We start from the raw sequence: 18400 nt of genomic DNA on the forward strand, positions 1-18400 counted from the left end.
GAGCGTCGCTCGCGGCGCGAGCGACGCTCCTACAGCGTAGTTAGTGGCTTCTCGGCATTTCCTTATCCAGCTGCTGCTTCACCGCATCGGCGGGGGAAGCGTAGGGTGCCAACCACTGGTACAACACCGGGATGATAAAGAGTGTGAGTACCGTGGCAAAGAGCAAGCCTCCCAGAATCACCACGCCGATGGTAAAACGGCTTTCCGCACCGGCACCGGTGGCCAGCACCAGTGGTACGGCACCAAAAATGGTGGACACCCCGGTCATCAACACCGGCCGGAAACGCACAATGGCGCCCTGGTAAATCGCGTCTTTGACGCTGCTGCCTTCATCCCGTAACTGATTGGCGAATTCAACGATGAGGATGCCGTTCTTGGCCATGAGCCCAAGCAGCATGATCATGCCAATCTGGCTGTAGATATTGAGGCTGTCCCCGGTGACGCGGATGGCAATCACCGCGCCGGCCAGCGCCAGTGGCACGGTCAACATGATGATCAGGGGGTGGATCCAGCTTTCGAACTGGGCCGCCAGCACCAGGAACACAATCACCAGCGCCAGCGCAAAGGTAATCAGAATGGCCGAGGAGGATTCTTCCAGTTCTTCGGCCATCCCCTTATAGCTGATGCGCGCTTCCAGCGGCAGGATTTCCTGCGCTTTCTGTTCCACATAGTTCATGGCCGAGGCCAGATCGTAGCCTTCTGCCAGGTTGGCAGACAGGGTAATCGCGGGCAGGCGATCCACCCGGCGCAGCTCCGGGGCATCGCCGGTGGTGGTCAGTTCCACCACACTGGAGAACGGTACCAGATCGCCGTAACTGCCGCGCAGGTAGATCGGCAGTACGTCCTCGGGACTGCGGCTGGCGCGTTTTTCGGCTTCCAGCAGCACATCATATTCGCGACCACGATCCACGTAGGTGGACGCGGTGAGGGTGGCGAACATGGCCTGCAGGGTCTGCCCCACATCGGTGGCGGTGATGCCCAGATCCGCGGCCCGTTCACGATTCAGTTTCACGTCCAGTTGCGGCTGGGTTTGTTCGAAATCGGTGTCGATGCTGGTCAGGTTGGGATTGTCATTCATGGCCTGCATCAGGGTTTCGCTCCAGGCCAACACTTGCTCATAGTCTGGTCCGGCGACCACCACTTCCAGTTCCTGATTGAAGGCACTCTGCCCGAGCCCCGGGGGATTCACCGGGAAGGCTCGCAGGCCTGTCACGTTCATCAGCGGGCCACGAATCCCGTTAACGATTTCCTGCTGGGTGCGCTCGCGATCTTCCCAGTCTTTCAGGCGAACAATGGTGAACGCCCGCTCTGCCACCCCCCGGAAACCAACGATTGCCAGCACCCGCTCTGCTTCACCGTTTTCCACCAGCGGCATGAGAATCTCTTCCACGGCCTGGGTGTGATGAGCGCCATATTCCACCGTGGCTCCCTGGGGCGCGGTGGCTGGAATAATAAAGACGCCGCGATCTTCTGTGGGGGCGAGTTCCTGGGGCAATTGACGGAACAGCACCACCGCCACTACACACAACAACACGCAGCCACCAATCAACAACCCCGGTGATTGCAGGGTCCGTTTCAGGGTGCTCGCGTAGCCATTGTTGAGTCGCGTCAACGCGCGCTCAAATGCGTTGCCCTGCCCTTGCTGATTTTTTTGGCTGTGACGGTGCAGCCAGCGCGAGCACAGCATGGGCGCAAGACTGAGCGCCACGATACTGGAAATGATCACTGCTGAAGCGAGGGTAAAACCAAATTCACTGAATAACCGGCCCACATCGCCGCCCATGAACGAGATAGGCACAAACACCGCGACCAGGGTCAGCGTAGTGGCGACCACGGCAAAGGCCACCTGCCGGGCCCCCAGGTAAGCCGCCACCAGTCGCGACTCCCCTTCATCAATACGCCGCTGAATGTTTTCCAGCATCACGATGGCATCATCCACCACCAGACCAATGGCCAGAATCAACGCCAACAGAGTGAGCACATTGATGGAGAAATCCATCATCCCGAAACCGATAAAGGCGCCGATCACGGAAACCGGGATGGTGACGGCAGGAATCAGGGTCGCACGCAAATTGCCCAGGAAGACAAAGATCACGGCAATCACCAGCACCACCGAGATCCCAAGGGTGATCAACACCTCGCGGATAGAGGCGCGAATGAACAGGGACTCGTCAGAATTGATATCCAGATGAATATCAGCCGGCAGGCTTTCGCGCACCGCCAGAATCTCTTCACGCACCAGGTCCGATACCGCCACGGTGTTGGCCTTGGACTGGCGCACGACCCCAAGGCCAATGGCGGTTTCACCGTTGGCGCGAAGAATGGAATCGTCGTTTTCCACCCCCAGGGAAATTCTCGCCACATCACCGAGCCGCAACAGGTAATCGCCCTGGCGGCGCACCACCAGGTCCTTGAAGGCGTCCACGGTTGCCAAACGGTTGTCGGCGCGCAGCGTAAAGGCGCGCGAGTCGGACTCCAGCCGTCCCGCCGGCAGCTCCACATTGTTGCTGCGCAGGGCCTGCTCGATATCGGTCACGGTAACGCCGTTGGCTGCCATCCTCTGACGATCCAGCCACACCCGCATGGCATAACGGCGCTCACCACCGATGATCACTTCCGATACGCCATCGAGCACCGCAAAACGGTCCACCAGAGAACGCTCGGCAAAGTCCGTCAGCTCCTGTGGCGCCAGCGAGGTACTGGTCAGGGTCACCCAGATGATCGGGCGGGCATCCGCATCGGCCTTGGCAATCACCGGTGTTTCTGCTTCTTCCGGAAGGCGATTCAACACCCGTGATACGGCGTCGCGAACATCATTGGCGGCGATATCCACATCCCGCTCAAGGCTGAATTCCACCGTGGTCCGCGCCGAGCCCAACCGGCTGCGCGACTCAATGCGGTGCACCCCTTCCACCCCGGCAATGGCGCCTTCAATAACCTGGATAATCTGGGTATCGATCACCTCTGGTGCCGCGCCGGCATAGTCCACCGTTACCGACACTTCCGGCGGATCAATGTCCGGGTATTCCCGGATCGGCAGTTTCTGCAAGGCAATGACACCGAACACCACGATCAGCAGGCTGATCACCGTAGCGAAGACCGGCCGCTTGATGGACACATCAGACAGGATCATGCGGCCGCGTCTCCCGCCACGTCCTGTGTCGGTGGGGCAATCAAGACCCGCTGTTCCGGCAACAAGGCATCGGGGTTGTCGATGATGTTGACCGCCTGACCACTGCCCAGCCGGGTGTGTCCGTTAACGATGATCTCGGGGTTCCCCACCAGACCGTCACGAATCTCTACCCAACCATCACGCCGACCGCCGAGGGTCACCGGATGACGAATCGCCTGACTGTTGGCATCCACGGTGAACACATAGCTCTGTGCTCCCTGGGTGATGATCGCCTGTTCCGGTACCAGTAACGCGGTGCGTTGTGCCAGTTGCACGGTAATACGCATGAACTGACCGGGACGTACCCGGTTACCGGGGTTGTTGAGCCGGGCCCGGGCGGTCAGGCTGCGGCTGCTGGCATTGACCCGGGAATCCAGATGGCTGATGGCCCCGTCAAAATTCAGGTTCGGGAACGCCTCATTGCTGGCATGCACCCGCAGCCCCACGGTAAGCCGCCCCAGATAGCGCTCCGGTATCTGAAAATCCACTTCGATATGGCCCAGGTTATCCAGCGTGGTGATGGCATCACCGGTTTGAAGATACGCGCCGGGATCCACCTGGCGCAGCCCGACCACCCCGGCAAAGGGGGCCTGAATACGGTGGTCGTTGAGGTTCGCCTGGGCTGCATCGCGATTGGCTCTGGCGGCTTCCAGGCTGGTGCGGAAAGTATCCACTTCCGATTGCGAGATCGCCCGGCGGTCTACCAACTGCTGGCCACGGCGAAAATCGTCCTGGGCACGCTGGTATTCGGCTTCGGCCCGGGCCAGTTCGGCACGGGCATTGCGATCATCGAGCTGCACCAGCAGCTGACCCCGTTTGACTTGCTGGCCCTGTTGAAAATGAATCTTCGAGACCCGCCCGGGCACCTCCGCCAACAGCACCACGGCCTGGGCCGCCCGGGCGGTGCCCACGGCCTCGACCTGATCAAACAGGTCCCGCTCAATGCTGGGTGCCACGTTGACCGCGGTGGGTGGCCGTTGTCGCGGTGCCGCACTATCGGGTACCAGTGCCCACCAGATACCCCCTGCCGCCAGCGCCAACAGCACCAGCCCCGCCAAAATCCGCCCCATGGGGTACTCCCTCAATTCAACACGCCAAGCCTAGCGCGTCATTATGCAAGCAATTCGCAATTCATACGCCAGTCTGACCGCCAAGTATGAAGCTAATTCATTCCTGGATACATTCTTTGCGAATATCGCGCCTTGATCTGCTGGTGTCTTGCCGGAAAGGTGCTCCAAAGCGCTCATCACCACAGAGGGCAAAGAGATAAAACCGGGGGATGCTTCGTGCGTCGTCATGCACTGCGGTTAAGGTGGGGTTTCCAGAGTACGGTTTCGCGGCGGAACCTCCGCTCCTACAGCGTATTCGTCGTGGTTATCGTGGCAACGCTGATTGCAGGTCGCTGTTCTGAGCGAACGGTGGTTCCACCGCGACGCGCCAAGCGTCGCTGACCCTTCGCGGTCGAACCACCGTATTTGCCAGGGCTTCTTACACCATTTCCGCCCGCATCTTCTTCTTGTCGAGCTTGCCCACGGAGGTACGCGGCAGGGCATCGACAAAAATCACCCGGTCCGGGATGCCATAACGGCTGATGATGCCTTTCTCGGCATAGTCGGCAATCAGGGCCTTGATACCCTCTTCGTCGGCATCACCGCTTTTCACCACCAGCGCCACCGGGCGTTCGCCCCACTTGGCATCCGGCACGCCGACCACTGCACACTCACCCACACCGGGGTGTTGCAGGACAAGGCCTTCCAGATCAATGGAGGAGACCCACTCGCCGCCCGTCTTGATCACGTCCTTGATGCGGTCAACGATCTTCAGCCAACCATCGTCGCTCATCACCGCCACGTCACCGGTGTGCAACCAGCCACCCGCCCACAGCTCTTCGGACTTTTCCGGATCGTTCAGATAACCCTGGGTCAGCCAGGGGGCGCGGACAACCACTTCCCCCTGGCTCTTGCCATCGTGAGGGACGTCGTTCATCTCGCCATCGACGATTCGCAACTGCACCATGGCCACCGGGCGACCGGTGCGGGTGCGGTAGTCGGCCTGGGTTTCCAGGTCGGCGTTCTCCAGCTCCGGGGTCAACTGTGCGAGGGTCAGCAGTGGGCAGGTTTCGCTCATGCCGTAACCGGTATAGATATCAATACCTCGCTCCAGCGCCCCCATGGCCAGGGCCTTGGGCAAGGCCGAACCGCCGATGATCACTTTCCAGCCACTCAGGTCCACGCTCTTGGCGGCTTCCGCCTGCAACAGCATCTGGATAATGGTGGGGACACAGTGAGAGAAGGTGACTTTCTTGCTGACCAGCAGCTTGAGCAGGGTAGCCGGCTCATAACGGCCCGGGTATACCTGCTGCACGCCCATCAGGGTCGCCATGTAGGGAATCCCCCAGGCGTGCACATGGAACATGGGGGTAATCGGCATATAGACGTCGTCTTCGTTGAAGCGACCCTGACCGACACCGGACATGGTGTTACGACCGGCAAAGGTATGCAGCACCAGCTGACGGTGGGAGAAATACACCCCTTTGGGCAGGCCGGTGGTGCCGGTGGTGTAAAAGGTGGTGGCGCGGGTGTTTTCGTCCAGCTCCGGGAACGCATAGCGGGCCGGTGCGTCGGCCAGCAGCGCCTCGTATTCCCCCGCCAGGGGCAGGCTGTCGCTGCCTTTGACCCCGTCATCGTCCAGCAGGATATAGGTTTTCACCGGCTCGATACGGTCTTTCAGCTCTTCCAGCACCGGCAGGAATTCGCTGTTCACCAGGATAGCGTCATCCTTGGCGTGGTTGATGGTGTAAAGGATCTGCTCCGGGCTCAACCGTACATTTACGGTGTGCAGCACAGCCCCCATCATCGGGATTGCAAAGAAGGCTTCCAGGTAGCGGTTGGTATCCCAGTCCATGACGGCGACGGTGTCACCGGGCTTGATGCCCTGGGCGGCCAGCGCCCCGGCCAGACGATGAACCCGCTCCTCAAACTCGCGGTAGGTGTAATCACGACCATTGTAGGTGATGGTCTGGTTCGGCGCCTTGCGCACCCCCGCTTCCAGGATACGGTTGATCACCAGTGCCGGCTCCACGGCGGAAGCACTGCGCTGAATGCTCAGGTCGCTACTCATTTTGACTCTCCAAAGGTCCATAAATATGGCAATTATTATCGTTCCGACGGCGGCAGGGTGTTCCACCTACTCACCAGTATGCCGGCCCCCAAGGGTGGCACAGCCTTCCCCGCAGGTCACCTGCGGCAAACCCGGAACGGTTACAAAATACTACGCCATGTAGACACCCTGTCTAGCAATCTCGTCATCCCCTGGCACGGTTAATTCTTTCGGTTAATGGTGAAGCCGGTTCTGGCGGTGCTAGGGTGCCTTTTCCGATTTGTCTGCCTGCATGTTCTTCAAAGGAGTGAAGAGTCGATGCCCCGCTGGCTTTGCGTACCCCCCCTACTGTTGCTTGTTGCTGGCCCGGGCGTGGCCGCCCCGGCTTTCGAACGACCAGGACTGGGACTGAACCCGGATCTGCTAGGCAAATACCGCATCGCCATTGAACAGGGGCTCCCTGACGCGACACTGGACATGCGCAGCAGTCCGGAAATTACGACCCTGGACTTCAATACCCTGTTGCGATTGCGTGTTATCCCGAAGATGGAAATTCAGGTCGGTATCAACAGTTACCGTTATCAGGAATACACCACCGGAAAACAGTCCAGCGAACTGGATGGAATGGGCGACAGCAGCCTGGGTCTCAAATTGTCCCTCTACCGGGGCGACATCTTTCGCGCAGCATTGCTCGGCGGCATGCTGCTGGATACCGCCAGCGACGCTTTCAGTAATGAAGAAGATGGCAGCTTCATGGCAATCAGTGGAGGCTGGTGGCTTGACGACCGACACCAGCTGCAACTCAGTGTTCGTTATGACGACAGAGGTAACGAAAAGTGGACTACCGTGGTGCCAAGCTGGCACGCACGGCTCAACGAGCAATGGGCGGTCTTTCTTGACGCCGGCCTAAGCCGGAACGACGAAAACGGTGACGATAATCATCGCGCAGGCGGCGGTCTTACCTGGATGCTGACTCCGACGATTCAATTCGATCTTTATGGCCGCGGCGCCCTGGATAACGACAGCGTGGATAATGAAACGGGGCTGGGAATCGCAGTCGCGTTCTAGCCGCCCAACAAGCCCGCTCTCCCAAGCCTTGCCGGTCTTCAAACGGCAGGCAAGACATCAAGGCACTGGTCAGAGGGTTCCTAGTCTCAAAACGTCATCTGCCAGATCATTCGCCAGGGCTTGAAGCCCGCGCTGATTCCCGGACCGCTGAGCATAGGCACGCAGGCCCATGATGGAAAACTGCAACCACCTGGCCAATCGCTCCGGCTGATAGCGGTCCTCGCCAGACCGGGCTATTTCGCTGTTCTCGATGGCGTGCTGAAAAGCCTGTCGGAACAGGCCTTCCATACCCGACAGACTGGCCTCGATTTGCCGTTGCAAGGTGTGGCTTTCCCCCGTTTCCAGCAACCCTTTCACCAGCATGCAGGCACAGGAAGGCAGCTTGTCACGATTCAGTTTACCCAGCTCCCTCACATAGCTGGCCAGCGCATTGAGCACACTGGACTGGCTGGAGACCCGTTGGGAAAACTCGCTGGCCATGTCTCTGGCATACAACGTCAATGCTTCACTATAAAGGCCTTCCTTGCTTCCAAAGGCGGCATAGATACTGCCCGGGCGCATATCCAGGACCTGTTCCAGGTCTTTCATGGAGGTCGCGTGATAACCCCTGTCCCAGAACAGGGCCATGGCGCGTTGTAGACACTCTTGGCGGTCTTGGCGCATTGGTCTTGGCAAAACCTTTCTCTCCTCTGGTGGGTCAATCGCCTCGAATGCAATGCATTTTACTCCTTTTTTGAGTATTCACTCAAAAAAGGTTGAGATTCCACACAATGCTGTTAGGGTTTGATCCTGTATTTGAGCAATCACTCAAAAACAAACCTTTACTGAGGAGTCCCCATGACGGATTTTCAGCTGCATACAGAAGACAGCGCCCCTGAGGCCAGCCAAGCCCTCTTGAAGGCGTCACAGAAAAGCTTTGGCATGATTCCGAATTTGCATGCGGTAATGGCGGAGGCCCCGGGACTGCTGGAGGGGTACCAAAAACTGCATTCCCTGTTTCTTGAAACCAGCTTTAACGATGATGAAATCACCGTCGTTTGGCAGACCATTAATGTGGAACATGCCTGCCACTATTGTGTTCCCGCACACACCGGCATCGCCAAATCCATGAAAGTAGACGACCGCATCACCAATGCATTACGTGACAAGACACCTCTGCCTACCGACAGGCTGGAGGCACTCCGTGACTTCACTCTTGCAGTGGTTCGCGACCGGGGTGAGGTCAGTGAAGAAGCGATCAACAGCTTTCTTGGTGCCGGCTTTGAAAAGCGACATGTTCTCGAGATTATTCTTGGGCTGGCACAAAAGGTGATGAGTAATTACACCAACCATCTGGCCAATACACCGGTTGATGAACCGTTCAAGAAATTCGCATGGCATGGAGCGGAACAGCCCACCTGCTGATGTCTGCTTTGCCTGTTTCCGGTTAACACCGGAAACAGGTCTTATGCTGTTCAGTTTTCCTAGGGAACCTTGGCTACAATCTCGCTATTCCAGATTCCGCCAGGCATAGCGATACGTCCGTAGTTTTGATCCCCAAATCCCACGTTACCGATCAGTGGATTACCCGGGCCATTGCCAAAGTTGACGCTTTCGCCAATCAACAACTGATTTTCAATCGTAATGGTAGGCGCTCCATCCAGATTCTGGTCACCCGACTTCATGACCACGTTACCGTCTTTCCATCCCAAACTTCCCTCTACATTGTAGAGATTGAAGGAGGCTTGCGGGCTGGAGGATTCCGCCAGACTCAAATAGGAACTGCCATCCAGGTGGAAGAAGCCGGCGAAGCCGATGGTAGACAAGGTTTCGGATGTGGTTCCACCGGAACCATCGGGTACCGTGTACGCCTTGGTACTGGGATAGAGAACGAACCGGTACTGACTGGCGGCCAGATTGAATTGCCAAAGTGCGACATTCGCGGTGTTGTTCCCCAGATCATTGAGATCCCCCGCGCCAAAAAGCCCCCGCAGATAGTAGCGGGCAAACGTATCACTGCTTAGCATGATACCGCTGGGCATATCGGGAAATGCCATGTCGGTATCGCCGATGCGGATAAACATATCCCGGGTTTGCCACAGCACATCATTGTTCAGGATACCGACACCCACACCAGTGTTGGTATTCGCAAACATCAAATGGGAATTGGTCGCCCAATTGTCTCCCGCCGTTGCTCTTACCGTGGGATCCGAACTGTTTGCCTTATCCCAATACCCCGGAGACTGTGCCAACAAGTTAATGTCCAGCTTTAACCCTTCAGTCCCCGTAAAGCCGTTACCACTGTAAGCACCACGGGGATAAATCAGTACATCCGCATCCAGTTTCCCCATGGTCAGAATCAGGCCGAAGTCATAATCCTGATCCCATCCGCTCACCGGATTTTGTACGTTCATTTTACTGCTATAAGCATGCAGGTGGCCGTTACGGACAAGAAACGCGAAAGCAGAATCATTGGCTGCCACGCGAGTATCCAGGAACTCGCCACCATTGGCCTCACACAGCGATTGGTTGGGCTGACCACTGGTCAAGGTACTGCCGAAGCATAGCCCTGATGGCCCGGTATTGTTCTGCAGGATATCCAGAATGACATCCATGGACAGCATCGGTCCTGCTGTTCCGCCAAGCTTGGTCCAGTCCGAAAGTGTCAGGCGAGTTCTGTCACCGTCAGCATGACCAATTGCCAGGCCAAAATCAGAATCAAAATCCCATTGCGAACGGAACAATAATCCTTCGGATCGGTTTGCTGTGTAATCCCAGCTATTGCCCACAAGGTTATAGCTCACCCCCCCCGGAAGAATCTCCATTTGCGCATTGGATAGACCCCCTTTCCAACCCAGATGAACCAGAGGTGATCGGCCTGCCCGATCAAAATCCACAGGGTTTTGCTTGTACATTAAATCGAAACTCAGATCGGTATAGGTATGATCAGCCTGGATCAGCAAGCCATCAGCCGTAATCCCAATCGTTCCATTCCCTGCCGCGTGCCCCCCTGCCGCGCCATTGGTAAAGCGATTTTCAAACACCAGATTACCGAAGCTTAATTCCGCCACACCCGGACCGCCCTGCCGCAGAATCAGATCTCCCGTCATGTTGAAGTCTAACTGGGCAAAGTCACCATCCGCATTGAACAACCCACGGTTGGACAGACTGATCCCTCCCTGGGAATACAAGCCAAGCTGTCCCAGAGACTGGTTGGCGAATGCCTTGTTTGTAGGAGTTTCGAGAGTGAAGCCGCCGATACGGTAAAAACCTGGCTGCCAGGTATAGTTCATGGCGACCATGGGATTACTACCATCACTTCCCACATCAAAAGTGAAGGTCGATTGCATGGGTCCGCCATCGCCCTCCCAGGAAAGATCGCGAAAATGCGTCAGTGCCTCCTGATTAGCAATTCCCTGATCTGTCTCCCAGGTAATCCGGTCAATATGGATACCATCCGGACTTTGCAAATTGACCGTCAAACCATCTCGACCGTTTACCGAAGACAGCGAAGTATCATCCAGCGGGGTTAATGCCAGTGATGATGCTGGCACCAGCCATAACAACGAAAGCGTTCTAGAAACCATAAATCAACGCCCTCCCGTCAAAACGTACCTGCATGTTTGCATTCGGACCCGCACTGTCACTGATGCGGAATGCATTTGCTACCCCCTGATTCTGTTCCTGCATAAAACCGAAATCTGCAATGTCATCAGGCGTATGGGGATTACTTGCATCACTGTATGTCGCCCCCGGGTCATTCACCTCTACCGTCATTCTTCCCACATTCAGGAAGGTGAGCATGTCTCCATATTCACCCGTTCCCTTTGCCGAGGGGTAAGTCATTTCAATAGCCGCCAGTCCCCGCGGATCACATCCTGCAATCATGCAGGTGCCATCCTCACGTTTGAAGCGATCCGGATCATAGTAGGAGGTATGCGCAGTGGAACTGGAAGGCAGCTTCACCCCTTCCAAGCGGATATCCACCAGGTTGAGATATCCATAAAATTCTTTCATCACCAGCCAGTTTCTTTCCTTGTCAACAAACTCCATCCCTAACCGGCAAGGGTTATATGTGCCAGGCGCAGTATTGCAATGGCTTAATGCCACATGGTTATCGTCCTGAACTTCCACATTGTTGTGCATCTTTAAGGAAAGCTGGATTGCATTCTTGCCTGTGACCGCTTCCAACTCTTCGTCTTGCATTGGACGTAATGTCTCAGCGGCAACCTGTATCGGAGCGAATATCCATATGAACAAATAAAACGGAAGGAATTTTATTTTCATTATCTTGCCTCCCCTATCAGCAGAACGTGCTGGATCCATAACAGTTCTGTGCCCTTTGCATCTGAAACTCCGGGTGCTCAATCAGAAAACCCGGCGCTGCCAGAAGGGGCAATACATCGATAACGGTCTGATTACCCAAATCAAAATCATCATTGAATACATCTACCAACTTTGCACTTGGTGCATTCAGCCACCACCCTGTATTGGCAGGAACGGCATAAGCACTATGACAACGAGACGTATCCATATTCGTTGTTGCACATGCGTCCAGCGCCACCCCCATCTGACCATTCTGGGTAAATTCTTCCGTCGGCGTAATTTTGCTGTACCTCGGGTAAGCCACAGCCTCTCTCTGGAACGAAAGGAAGAAATCACTGGTATCCACAAAAGCCAGACCATGCACACTTCGGGCATCAGTATTCAGCTGTGCATACACATCATTTAATCCCAACGCCTGTAACGCAGCCACCACCCCGCTGCCATTCAGCGTAAGTTCTGCGGCGCGTAACCCCAACGTTTGCATCCTGGTACCGGCAAGATCAACAAACACAGAATCACTCTGGTTGGTACCGCACAAATCCACGTTAGTGGCGGTCCGCCCTGTACAGCCCCATGCATCAAGCCCAATAGCACCAAGGCATGCACCAAAGACTATCCCCAATGCACAAATATTTGCCTTCACCCTCATAGTCAGTGACAAGTCTGTACCCAGGAATCCACTCACGGTATTGAGCCCGGAGTGGCATCCGACAACTCCGGATCCTGTAGCCGCTGAAGGATTGCATGAACTGGCGAATCCATTGTTCTCTTCGTTGGTGACACCCTGATAGTAACGACGACCAGTAGCCATAAATCCATTGACCGTGGCGGCACCAATTTTGATACCCACCACCTCTCTCATGGTCCGGGTATCATCATTTTTAATGGCAAATTCCATGTACGGACGGTCCAGTATCACCGGGCTCTGGGAATCTCCGGCCTCATATCCATCGCGCCCCATCATCGTCACGTAATCAATATCAATATCACAGCCAGCATGACCCGAAAGGTGGTCATTGATGCCGCCGCAACCGAGCTGAAGTTTGGACATATTGAGATTGAGCTGCATCTCACCGTCCATTCCGATACGGTAAAAATTAAATGGGGTTGAGTATTCATTTGCCCCAGTTAATTCATCCCCTCGGACCATGTCCGCAACGAAAAGGCCTTGCCCTGATACATCACGCAGTGAGTCGTCATCCATCTCAGTCATAGTGTGACGGAATGCATCCACATTCGTACAAGAGATCATCAGCAGGGTAGTGAAGATCCAGTGCATCATTTTCCGGGATATTGTTATTTTCATAATGGAATCCCTACGGAGCTCCGGCACCGTAACTGGTAAATTTCATATAATTAATCTGCATCCCTTCAATGCGTGCATCACCAAGATTCACAACATCTGTACGAATGACAGGGAGGCCTGCGGCCGGAGCCTGACTGGATACGTCAAACAGCTCTGAAGGATCTTGTCTTGAAGCATGGGTATAGCGACTGCCAGCATTAATGCTGTAGCTTCCGCCATACCCGCAGCGATAGGCATTGCTTCCCGTTCCTGCACTACAAGAATCAGACTGCGCATAGTAGCGGCCATTATCTGTTCGACTTGAGGCAGATATTCCGCGTGGTGTGTATGAACCACAGCTGCTTCCACCCGGGCAGGTGTACTGGTTATTTCCAGGCCGAACATCAACCGCTGTGATCATGTAGGCAAATGCATCAAAGTCATTACACCCTGTACATTTCCTGAAAAAGACACCATCACTAGTCGAATTAAATATATTTCGATCGGGGTGCGAGGCATTCCCTGTGTGAACAGACGGGCAACCAATTCCACGGCATGGATACCAGTCTCCCCATCGTGAATAACCGTGAGTCACGTTGTAGCTTTCAGGTAGTTCTATGTCTGCTAACGGGATGCCATAAGTACTGCTGACATAGTTTTTATAAGCACCAATATTCGCGCCTGGGGTACTTTCCAGAAGTGCCAATCGTGCGGTAATAAACCCTGCCAAGGTGTGACCATTCGGATCATTTGAGTCTGCAGTTGTCTCCGGAACAGCAAATGAATAGAAATGCTCCATGGCCGCATTAAGGGGGTTACTTGTTGGAATAGAGGGGTCTCTAAGATAGGGAATTTCAAGAATAAAATTACCGTCTTGTTGCGGTACGGCATCCAGGGTCAACGCCTGGTAAAAGAGCTGTCCCAGAGGAATAAAGGCATCCACATTCTTGAAATGTAGACCTTCCTGTTCATCAAAGATGACAGGAACCCCGATGACATCACTGCCGTTATTGCCTGCGCCACCGTTATGTTGGGCAGCCGAAAAGCGGAAATCCCCGCGCAAATGGCTGTGGTACATAATCGCGAATGTTTCATTCCCTGGCTGGGTGTGTTGAAACATCCTGAATATTGAGCCCGCGGCATTACCCTGAATCAGGGTCTGAGTTTTGAGAAAATCGCCAGAACCGGTCTCCAGATTTTCATTCGCTCCAGTGCGTCCTGCTTCAATTTCTCCCCAAAAGGCAAAGTTATAGTAGGGCTGCTGTGTCGGCGCGACGTATTCGTATACCGTCTTGTCCGGATTATCCGGATCACTGTTCAGAACAGTTCCGTCGTAGCTGTATCCCGTGGGGGAAAAAGCCCGCAGTACATAGGGATTATCATAGGGGGAGAAATCGGGAATCACCCCTCCGAGAGGACACGCCAAGCCCGTTCCGGTGCAGGCGCTGCCAAAGGAGCCGGTGGACGCGTCCCAATGAAAACCTTCATTACCAGAGGAGCCATCTGGAACTGCAGTGATACTGAGCCCATACCAGCGCATGTCAGCACGTTGAAAGGTGGTATCCCCAACGGGATCCGTTCCCATTTGTTCGAAGTAACTGGTTGGCTTGGTCAGCCAGCGAAAATCTTCAAAGCCCAAGGCAATGCCGGCTCCGCTGACATCGGACATGGCAGCGTCATCCATGCGCTCCATCGCTGCCAGGCTGCACAATGGCAACAGGGCCAGCAGGCCGAGCAATCCTGCCCGTGCCGAATAGCACACTTCACGCATGCACTGACGCATCGTCTGCATGACGCACTCTCCCATATACATATACGTTATTCTTATTTCCTATCTGTTAACAAATATTCACAGACAGTTTCTATAGCTTTACACACGGTGGCGCGATCGTACTGGCCAAACAATGATCAGCAAGCGTTATTTTGTATACGCAGTTTTATTGCCTTGTTTTGTAAGAAGATTTTCCGTTTGTCGCCGGATGGGCGGAATGGTCAGAAATGCGATGTATTTGGCCAATCGGGTAGACGGGTTGTTTAGGAAACGCTTTGTTTATCAAACGTTTACGGGGGATGGGTTCCTGCTGCCGCTGCATGTGCATACTGGGTAATCGCGCCGCCAGCGACGCTGCTACGGCTGTGAGTTTCGAGGTGGGTTATTTGCCGATGCAGAAGGAGGAGAAGATGCGGCCGAGCAGGTCATCGGCGGTGAAGGCGCCGGTGATCTCTTCCAGCGCTTTTTGGGCGGCGCGCAGATCTTCGGCGAGGAGTTCGCCTGCGGCATGGCTATGCAGTTGCGCCCGGCCGTTTTCCAGGGCCTGCAGGGCCTGCTCCAGCGCAGTAATATGGCGGCGGCGGGCCGAGAATCGGCTTTGCCCTTCCCCCTGGTAGCCTGCCACCTGTTTGAGGTGGTCACGGAAGGCCGGGAGCCCCTCTCCAGTGGAAGCGGACAGTACAAAGCAACCGTCCGAACGCGGCCCACAGGGCAAGCCCGACAAGTCCGCTTTGTTGAGGATCACGGTGATGGGAAGCGCCAGATCCTCCAGCTGTTGCTGACTCTGCGGCAACAGGCTGTGGATATCCTGTGGATCTATTGACTGTTCCCGGGAATCTACCATGACCAGCAAACGGTCGGCTTTTTTGATTTCAGCAAAGGCCCGGCGAATACCTTCCTGCTCGACCACATCGGCACTGTCACGCAGGCCGGCGGTATCGATCAGGTTCAGCGGCATGCCATCAATCTGAATGGATTCGCGCAGCACATCCCGGGTAGTGCCCGCTATGTCCGTGACGATCGCCGCATCGAACCCGGCCAGGGCGTTCATCAGGGACGATTTGCCCGCATTGGGTTTGCCCGCAATGACCAGGGTCATCCCTTCTCGGACCAACCGGCCTTGCCGGGCCTCATCCAGTACCCGCAGGCATTGCTGGTGCACCGCTTGCAGGTCACAGGCTACCTTGCCGTCTGACAGGAAGTCGATTTCCTCTTCCGGGAAGTCGATGGCGGCTTCCACATAGATACGCAGGCCGATCAGGTCTTCTACCAGTTGATTCACTTCGCTGGAAAAAGCGCCCTGGAGGGAATTGAGCGCGGCTCTGGCAGAGGCTTCTGTTCCGGCATCAATCAGGTCGGCGATGGCTTCCGCCTGGGTCAGGTCCATCTTGTCATTCAGGAAGGCCCGTTGAGAGAACTCCCCCGCGCGGGCCTGCCGTGCACCGGCATCAATACACGCCTTCACCAGCAAATCGAGAATGACGGGGCCGCCATGCCCCTGCAATTCCACCACGTCTTCACCGGTAAAGGAGTGTGGCGCGGGGAAATAGATGGCCAGGCCTTCGTCGATGACCTGTCCTGCCGCATCCCGAAAGCGGGCAAAGTGCGCCAGGCGCGGGGTCAGTTCGCGATCGCCGCAGATTGATTTTGAGATGCCAGGGGCTGCAGGCCCGGACAGACGCACCACACCCACCCCACCCCGACCGGGGGCGGTAGCAATGGCAACGATGGTGTCAGCGGAATTGGGCATGGAAAAAAGCGACAAGCGGCAAGCTACAAGCCGCAAGGAAAACCTAAAAAGGGCGAAATGTCACGAGTTTAAAAGGCTCGCGGCGCGATATTGGGCGTTGGGGATCGCGCCGCGAGCGGCGCTCCTACGGGGAGGTTGAGCCATGGCTTTGAGGCTCAAATCCCGGCAACGACGTTAGTCGTTGCCTTTTTCGATGTTTTTGGTGATGACCCACTGCTGGGCAATGGACAGGATATTGTTGGTCAGCCAGTACAGCACCAGACCAGCCGGGAACCACAACATGAAGACGGAGAACACGATCGGCATCCACTTCATCACCTGGGCCTGCATGGGATCCGCCGGGGTCGGGTTAAGGCGGGTCTGCAGGAACATGGAGGCGCCCATCAGGATCGGCAGCACGAAATAGGGATCCATCACCGACAGGTCATTGATCCACAGGAAGAACGGCGCCTGGCGCAGCTCCACCGATTCCAGTAGCACATAGTACAGGGCGATGAACACCGGCATCTGCACCAGCATCGGCAGACAGCCACCCAGCGGGTTGATCTTTTCCCGCTGGAACAGCTTCATGGTTTCCATCTGCGCTTTCTGACGATCGTTCTTGTTTTGCTCCTTGATGCGCTGCATCTCGGGAGCCACCTTGCGCATCTTCGCCATGGAACGATAGCTGGTCGCGCTAAGCTTGAAGAAGATCGCCTTGATGATGAAGGTCAGCAGAATGATCGCCACGCCCCAGTTGCTGACGCCGCCACCGATATCGATATCCATGCCGAAAATGGACACTTCGCCGCTCTGCAGGAACACCAGCAGGGCAAAGATCGGCTGGGAAATAAACCACAGCCAGCCATAGTCCACGGTCATGTTCAGGCCCGGGCTGATGGCTTCCAGGTGATCCTGGGTTTTCGGCCCGGCATAAAACTCGGCATACAGGACTTTTTCTTCGCCCGGCGCCACTTTCACGGTGGGGGACACAAAACGCAGCAGGTACTGATCACGCTGATTCAGGTAGACGCTGGAATAGTGGTTACGCTGCTGCGGGTCGGGAATCCAGGCTGAGACAAAGTAATGCTGCACCATGGCCAGCCAGCCGCCCTCTACCGTGAGGTTCAGCGGGCTTTCCTGCATGTCATCGAAGTCCAGCTTGTTGTAGGGCTTTTCGGTATCCCAGTAGGCGGCCCCAAGATACGTCGGCATGGGCGCCCAGCCCTGCTTGGCCAGACCCGGATCGTCATTGCCATCGCGTTTGATCTGCCCGTACAGGGCCCCGGACCATTCACTATTGCCCTGGTTGCGGACGATATGGCTGACACGGACCAGATAGCTGCCTTTTTCAAAGGTATAGCGCTTGATGATTTGCGCACCATTGTCCTGGCTCAGGGTCAGGTCAACGTTCAGCTCATTGTCACTTTCATTCAGGGTGTAGCGTTCCGACGCTGCTGACCACAGTGGTCGGCCCGCGCTGGAATCGGTGCCGTTAGTCCCCACCAGGCCGCTCTGGGCAACATAGGTACGGGTAGCATCCTGCTCCATCAGCACAAATGGCTGATCTGGTGTCTCGACATGAATGGGGTAGTCAGGAAGCGCCAGCCGTACGATATCCCCACCTTGCAGGTCGATTTCGACTCGCAATACGTCGGTGTTGACTTCAATGTGCCGTGACGAGGCGGAGGTCTGCGTGTTTTCCACCGCAGGCAGGCCCAGTGCGTCAGCCGCTGCGGTTTCGGCTTGCGCAGAGGGCACCCCATTATCCTGGCCCAGATCAGACTGGGGAGCCGGAAGATCGGGGGACGCGTTGCCGGCGTCAGCCACTTGCTCGGTAGCAGCGGGTTGGGTGGGGTTGGCATAGTCTTTCTGCCAAGCCTGAATCATCAGGTAGGAGACGATGGCAATGCCAGTAATCACTAAGGCGCGCGGGATTTCCATAAGAGGCTTATCTTTGGCGTGAAAAAC

The 18400-nt window shown here is 55.9% G+C and carries 12 protein-coding genes; 2 read left to right on the forward strand and 10 right to left on the reverse strand.

The window, feature by feature from the left end:
- Nucleotides 1-40: 40 nt before the first annotated feature.
- The 3 genes from Q672_RS28490 to Q672_RS28500 all read right to left on the reverse strand — a co-directional run bounded on the left by Q672_RS28490 (nt 41) and on the right by Q672_RS28500 (nt 6292).
- Nucleotides 41-3133, reverse strand: coding sequence for an efflux RND transporter permease subunit (locus tag Q672_RS28490; RefSeq protein WP_022985918.1), 3093 nt, complete (start codon nt 3131-3133; stop codon nt 41-43).
- Nucleotides 3130-4242, reverse strand: a complete 1113-nt coding sequence (locus Q672_RS28495; RefSeq protein ID WP_022985919.1) for an efflux RND transporter periplasmic adaptor subunit — start codon at nt 4240-4242, stop codon at nt 3130-3132. The genes Q672_RS28490 and Q672_RS28495 overlap by 4 nt, the downstream gene beginning before the upstream one ends.
- Nucleotides 4243-4660: 418 nt before the next feature.
- Nucleotides 4661-6292, reverse strand: a complete 1632-nt coding sequence (locus Q672_RS28500) for a fatty acid--CoA ligase (RefSeq protein WP_022985920.1) — start codon at nt 6290-6292, stop codon at nt 4661-4663.
- 297 nt (nt 6293-6589) lie between these two features.
- On the opposite strand from Q672_RS28500, the gene Q672_RS28505 reads away from it, so the two are divergent.
- Nucleotides 6590-7339: a transporter gene (locus tag Q672_RS28505; protein WP_022985921.1), complete on the forward strand. Its 750-nt coding sequence runs from the start codon at nt 6590-6592 to the stop codon at nt 7337-7339.
- A gap of 69 nt (nt 7340-7408) precedes the next feature.
- On the opposite strand, the gene Q672_RS28510 is transcribed toward Q672_RS28505, so the two are convergent.
- The gene (locus Q672_RS28510) at nt 7409-8002 is read right to left on the reverse strand and encodes a TetR/AcrR family transcriptional regulator (protein ID WP_022985922.1); all 594 of its coding nucleotides are present in this window, start codon (nt 8000-8002) and stop codon (nt 7409-7411) included.
- A gap of 174 nt (nt 8003-8176) precedes the next feature.
- On the opposite strand from Q672_RS28510, the gene Q672_RS28515 reads away from it, so the two are divergent.
- Nucleotides 8177-8743, forward strand: coding sequence for a carboxymuconolactone decarboxylase family protein (locus Q672_RS28515; RefSeq protein ID WP_022985923.1), 567 nt, complete (start codon nt 8177-8179; stop codon nt 8741-8743).
- A 59-nt stretch (nt 8744-8802) separates the two neighbouring features.
- On the opposite strand, the gene Q672_RS28520 is transcribed toward Q672_RS28515, so the two are convergent.
- From Q672_RS28520 to yidC, 6 genes are all read right to left on the reverse strand, one after another.
- Entirely contained in the window at nt 8803-10884 is a 2082-nt protein-coding gene (locus tag Q672_RS28520; RefSeq protein ID WP_022985924.1) for a DUF6160 family protein, read from the reverse strand.
- A gap of 10 nt (nt 10885-10894) precedes the next feature.
- Nucleotides 10895-11605, reverse strand: a complete 711-nt coding sequence (locus Q672_RS28525) for a hypothetical protein (RefSeq protein ID WP_152521835.1) — start codon at nt 11603-11605, stop codon at nt 10895-10897.
- Between the two features lie 16 nt (nt 11606-11621).
- On the reverse strand, nt 11622-12950 hold the full coding sequence (locus tag Q672_RS28530; protein ID WP_152521836.1) for a hypothetical protein: 1329 nt from the start codon (nt 12948-12950) through the stop codon (nt 11622-11624).
- A gap of 10 nt (nt 12951-12960) precedes the next feature.
- On the reverse strand, nt 12961-14721 hold the full coding sequence (locus tag Q672_RS28535; RefSeq protein WP_022985927.1) for a hypothetical protein: 1761 nt from the start codon (nt 14719-14721) through the stop codon (nt 12961-12963).
- A 361-nt stretch (nt 14722-15082) separates the two neighbouring features.
- A complete protein-coding gene (gene mnmE / locus Q672_RS28540; protein WP_022985928.1) occupies nt 15083-16450 on the reverse strand; it encodes a tRNA uridine-5-carboxymethylaminomethyl(34) synthesis GTPase MnmE in 1368 nt (455 codons plus the stop codon).
- A 174-nt stretch (nt 16451-16624) separates the two neighbouring features.
- Nucleotides 16625-18373, reverse strand: a complete 1749-nt coding sequence (gene yidC / locus Q672_RS28545) for a membrane protein insertase YidC (protein WP_022985929.1) — start codon at nt 18371-18373, stop codon at nt 16625-16627.
- Nucleotides 18374-18400 lie beyond the last annotated feature (27 nt).

Origin of the sequence: Alcanivorax sp. P2S70 (genome assembly GCF_000475295.1) — a bacterium.
GTDB lineage: Bacteria > Pseudomonadota > Gammaproteobacteria > Pseudomonadales > Alcanivoracaceae > Alcanivorax > Alcanivorax profundi.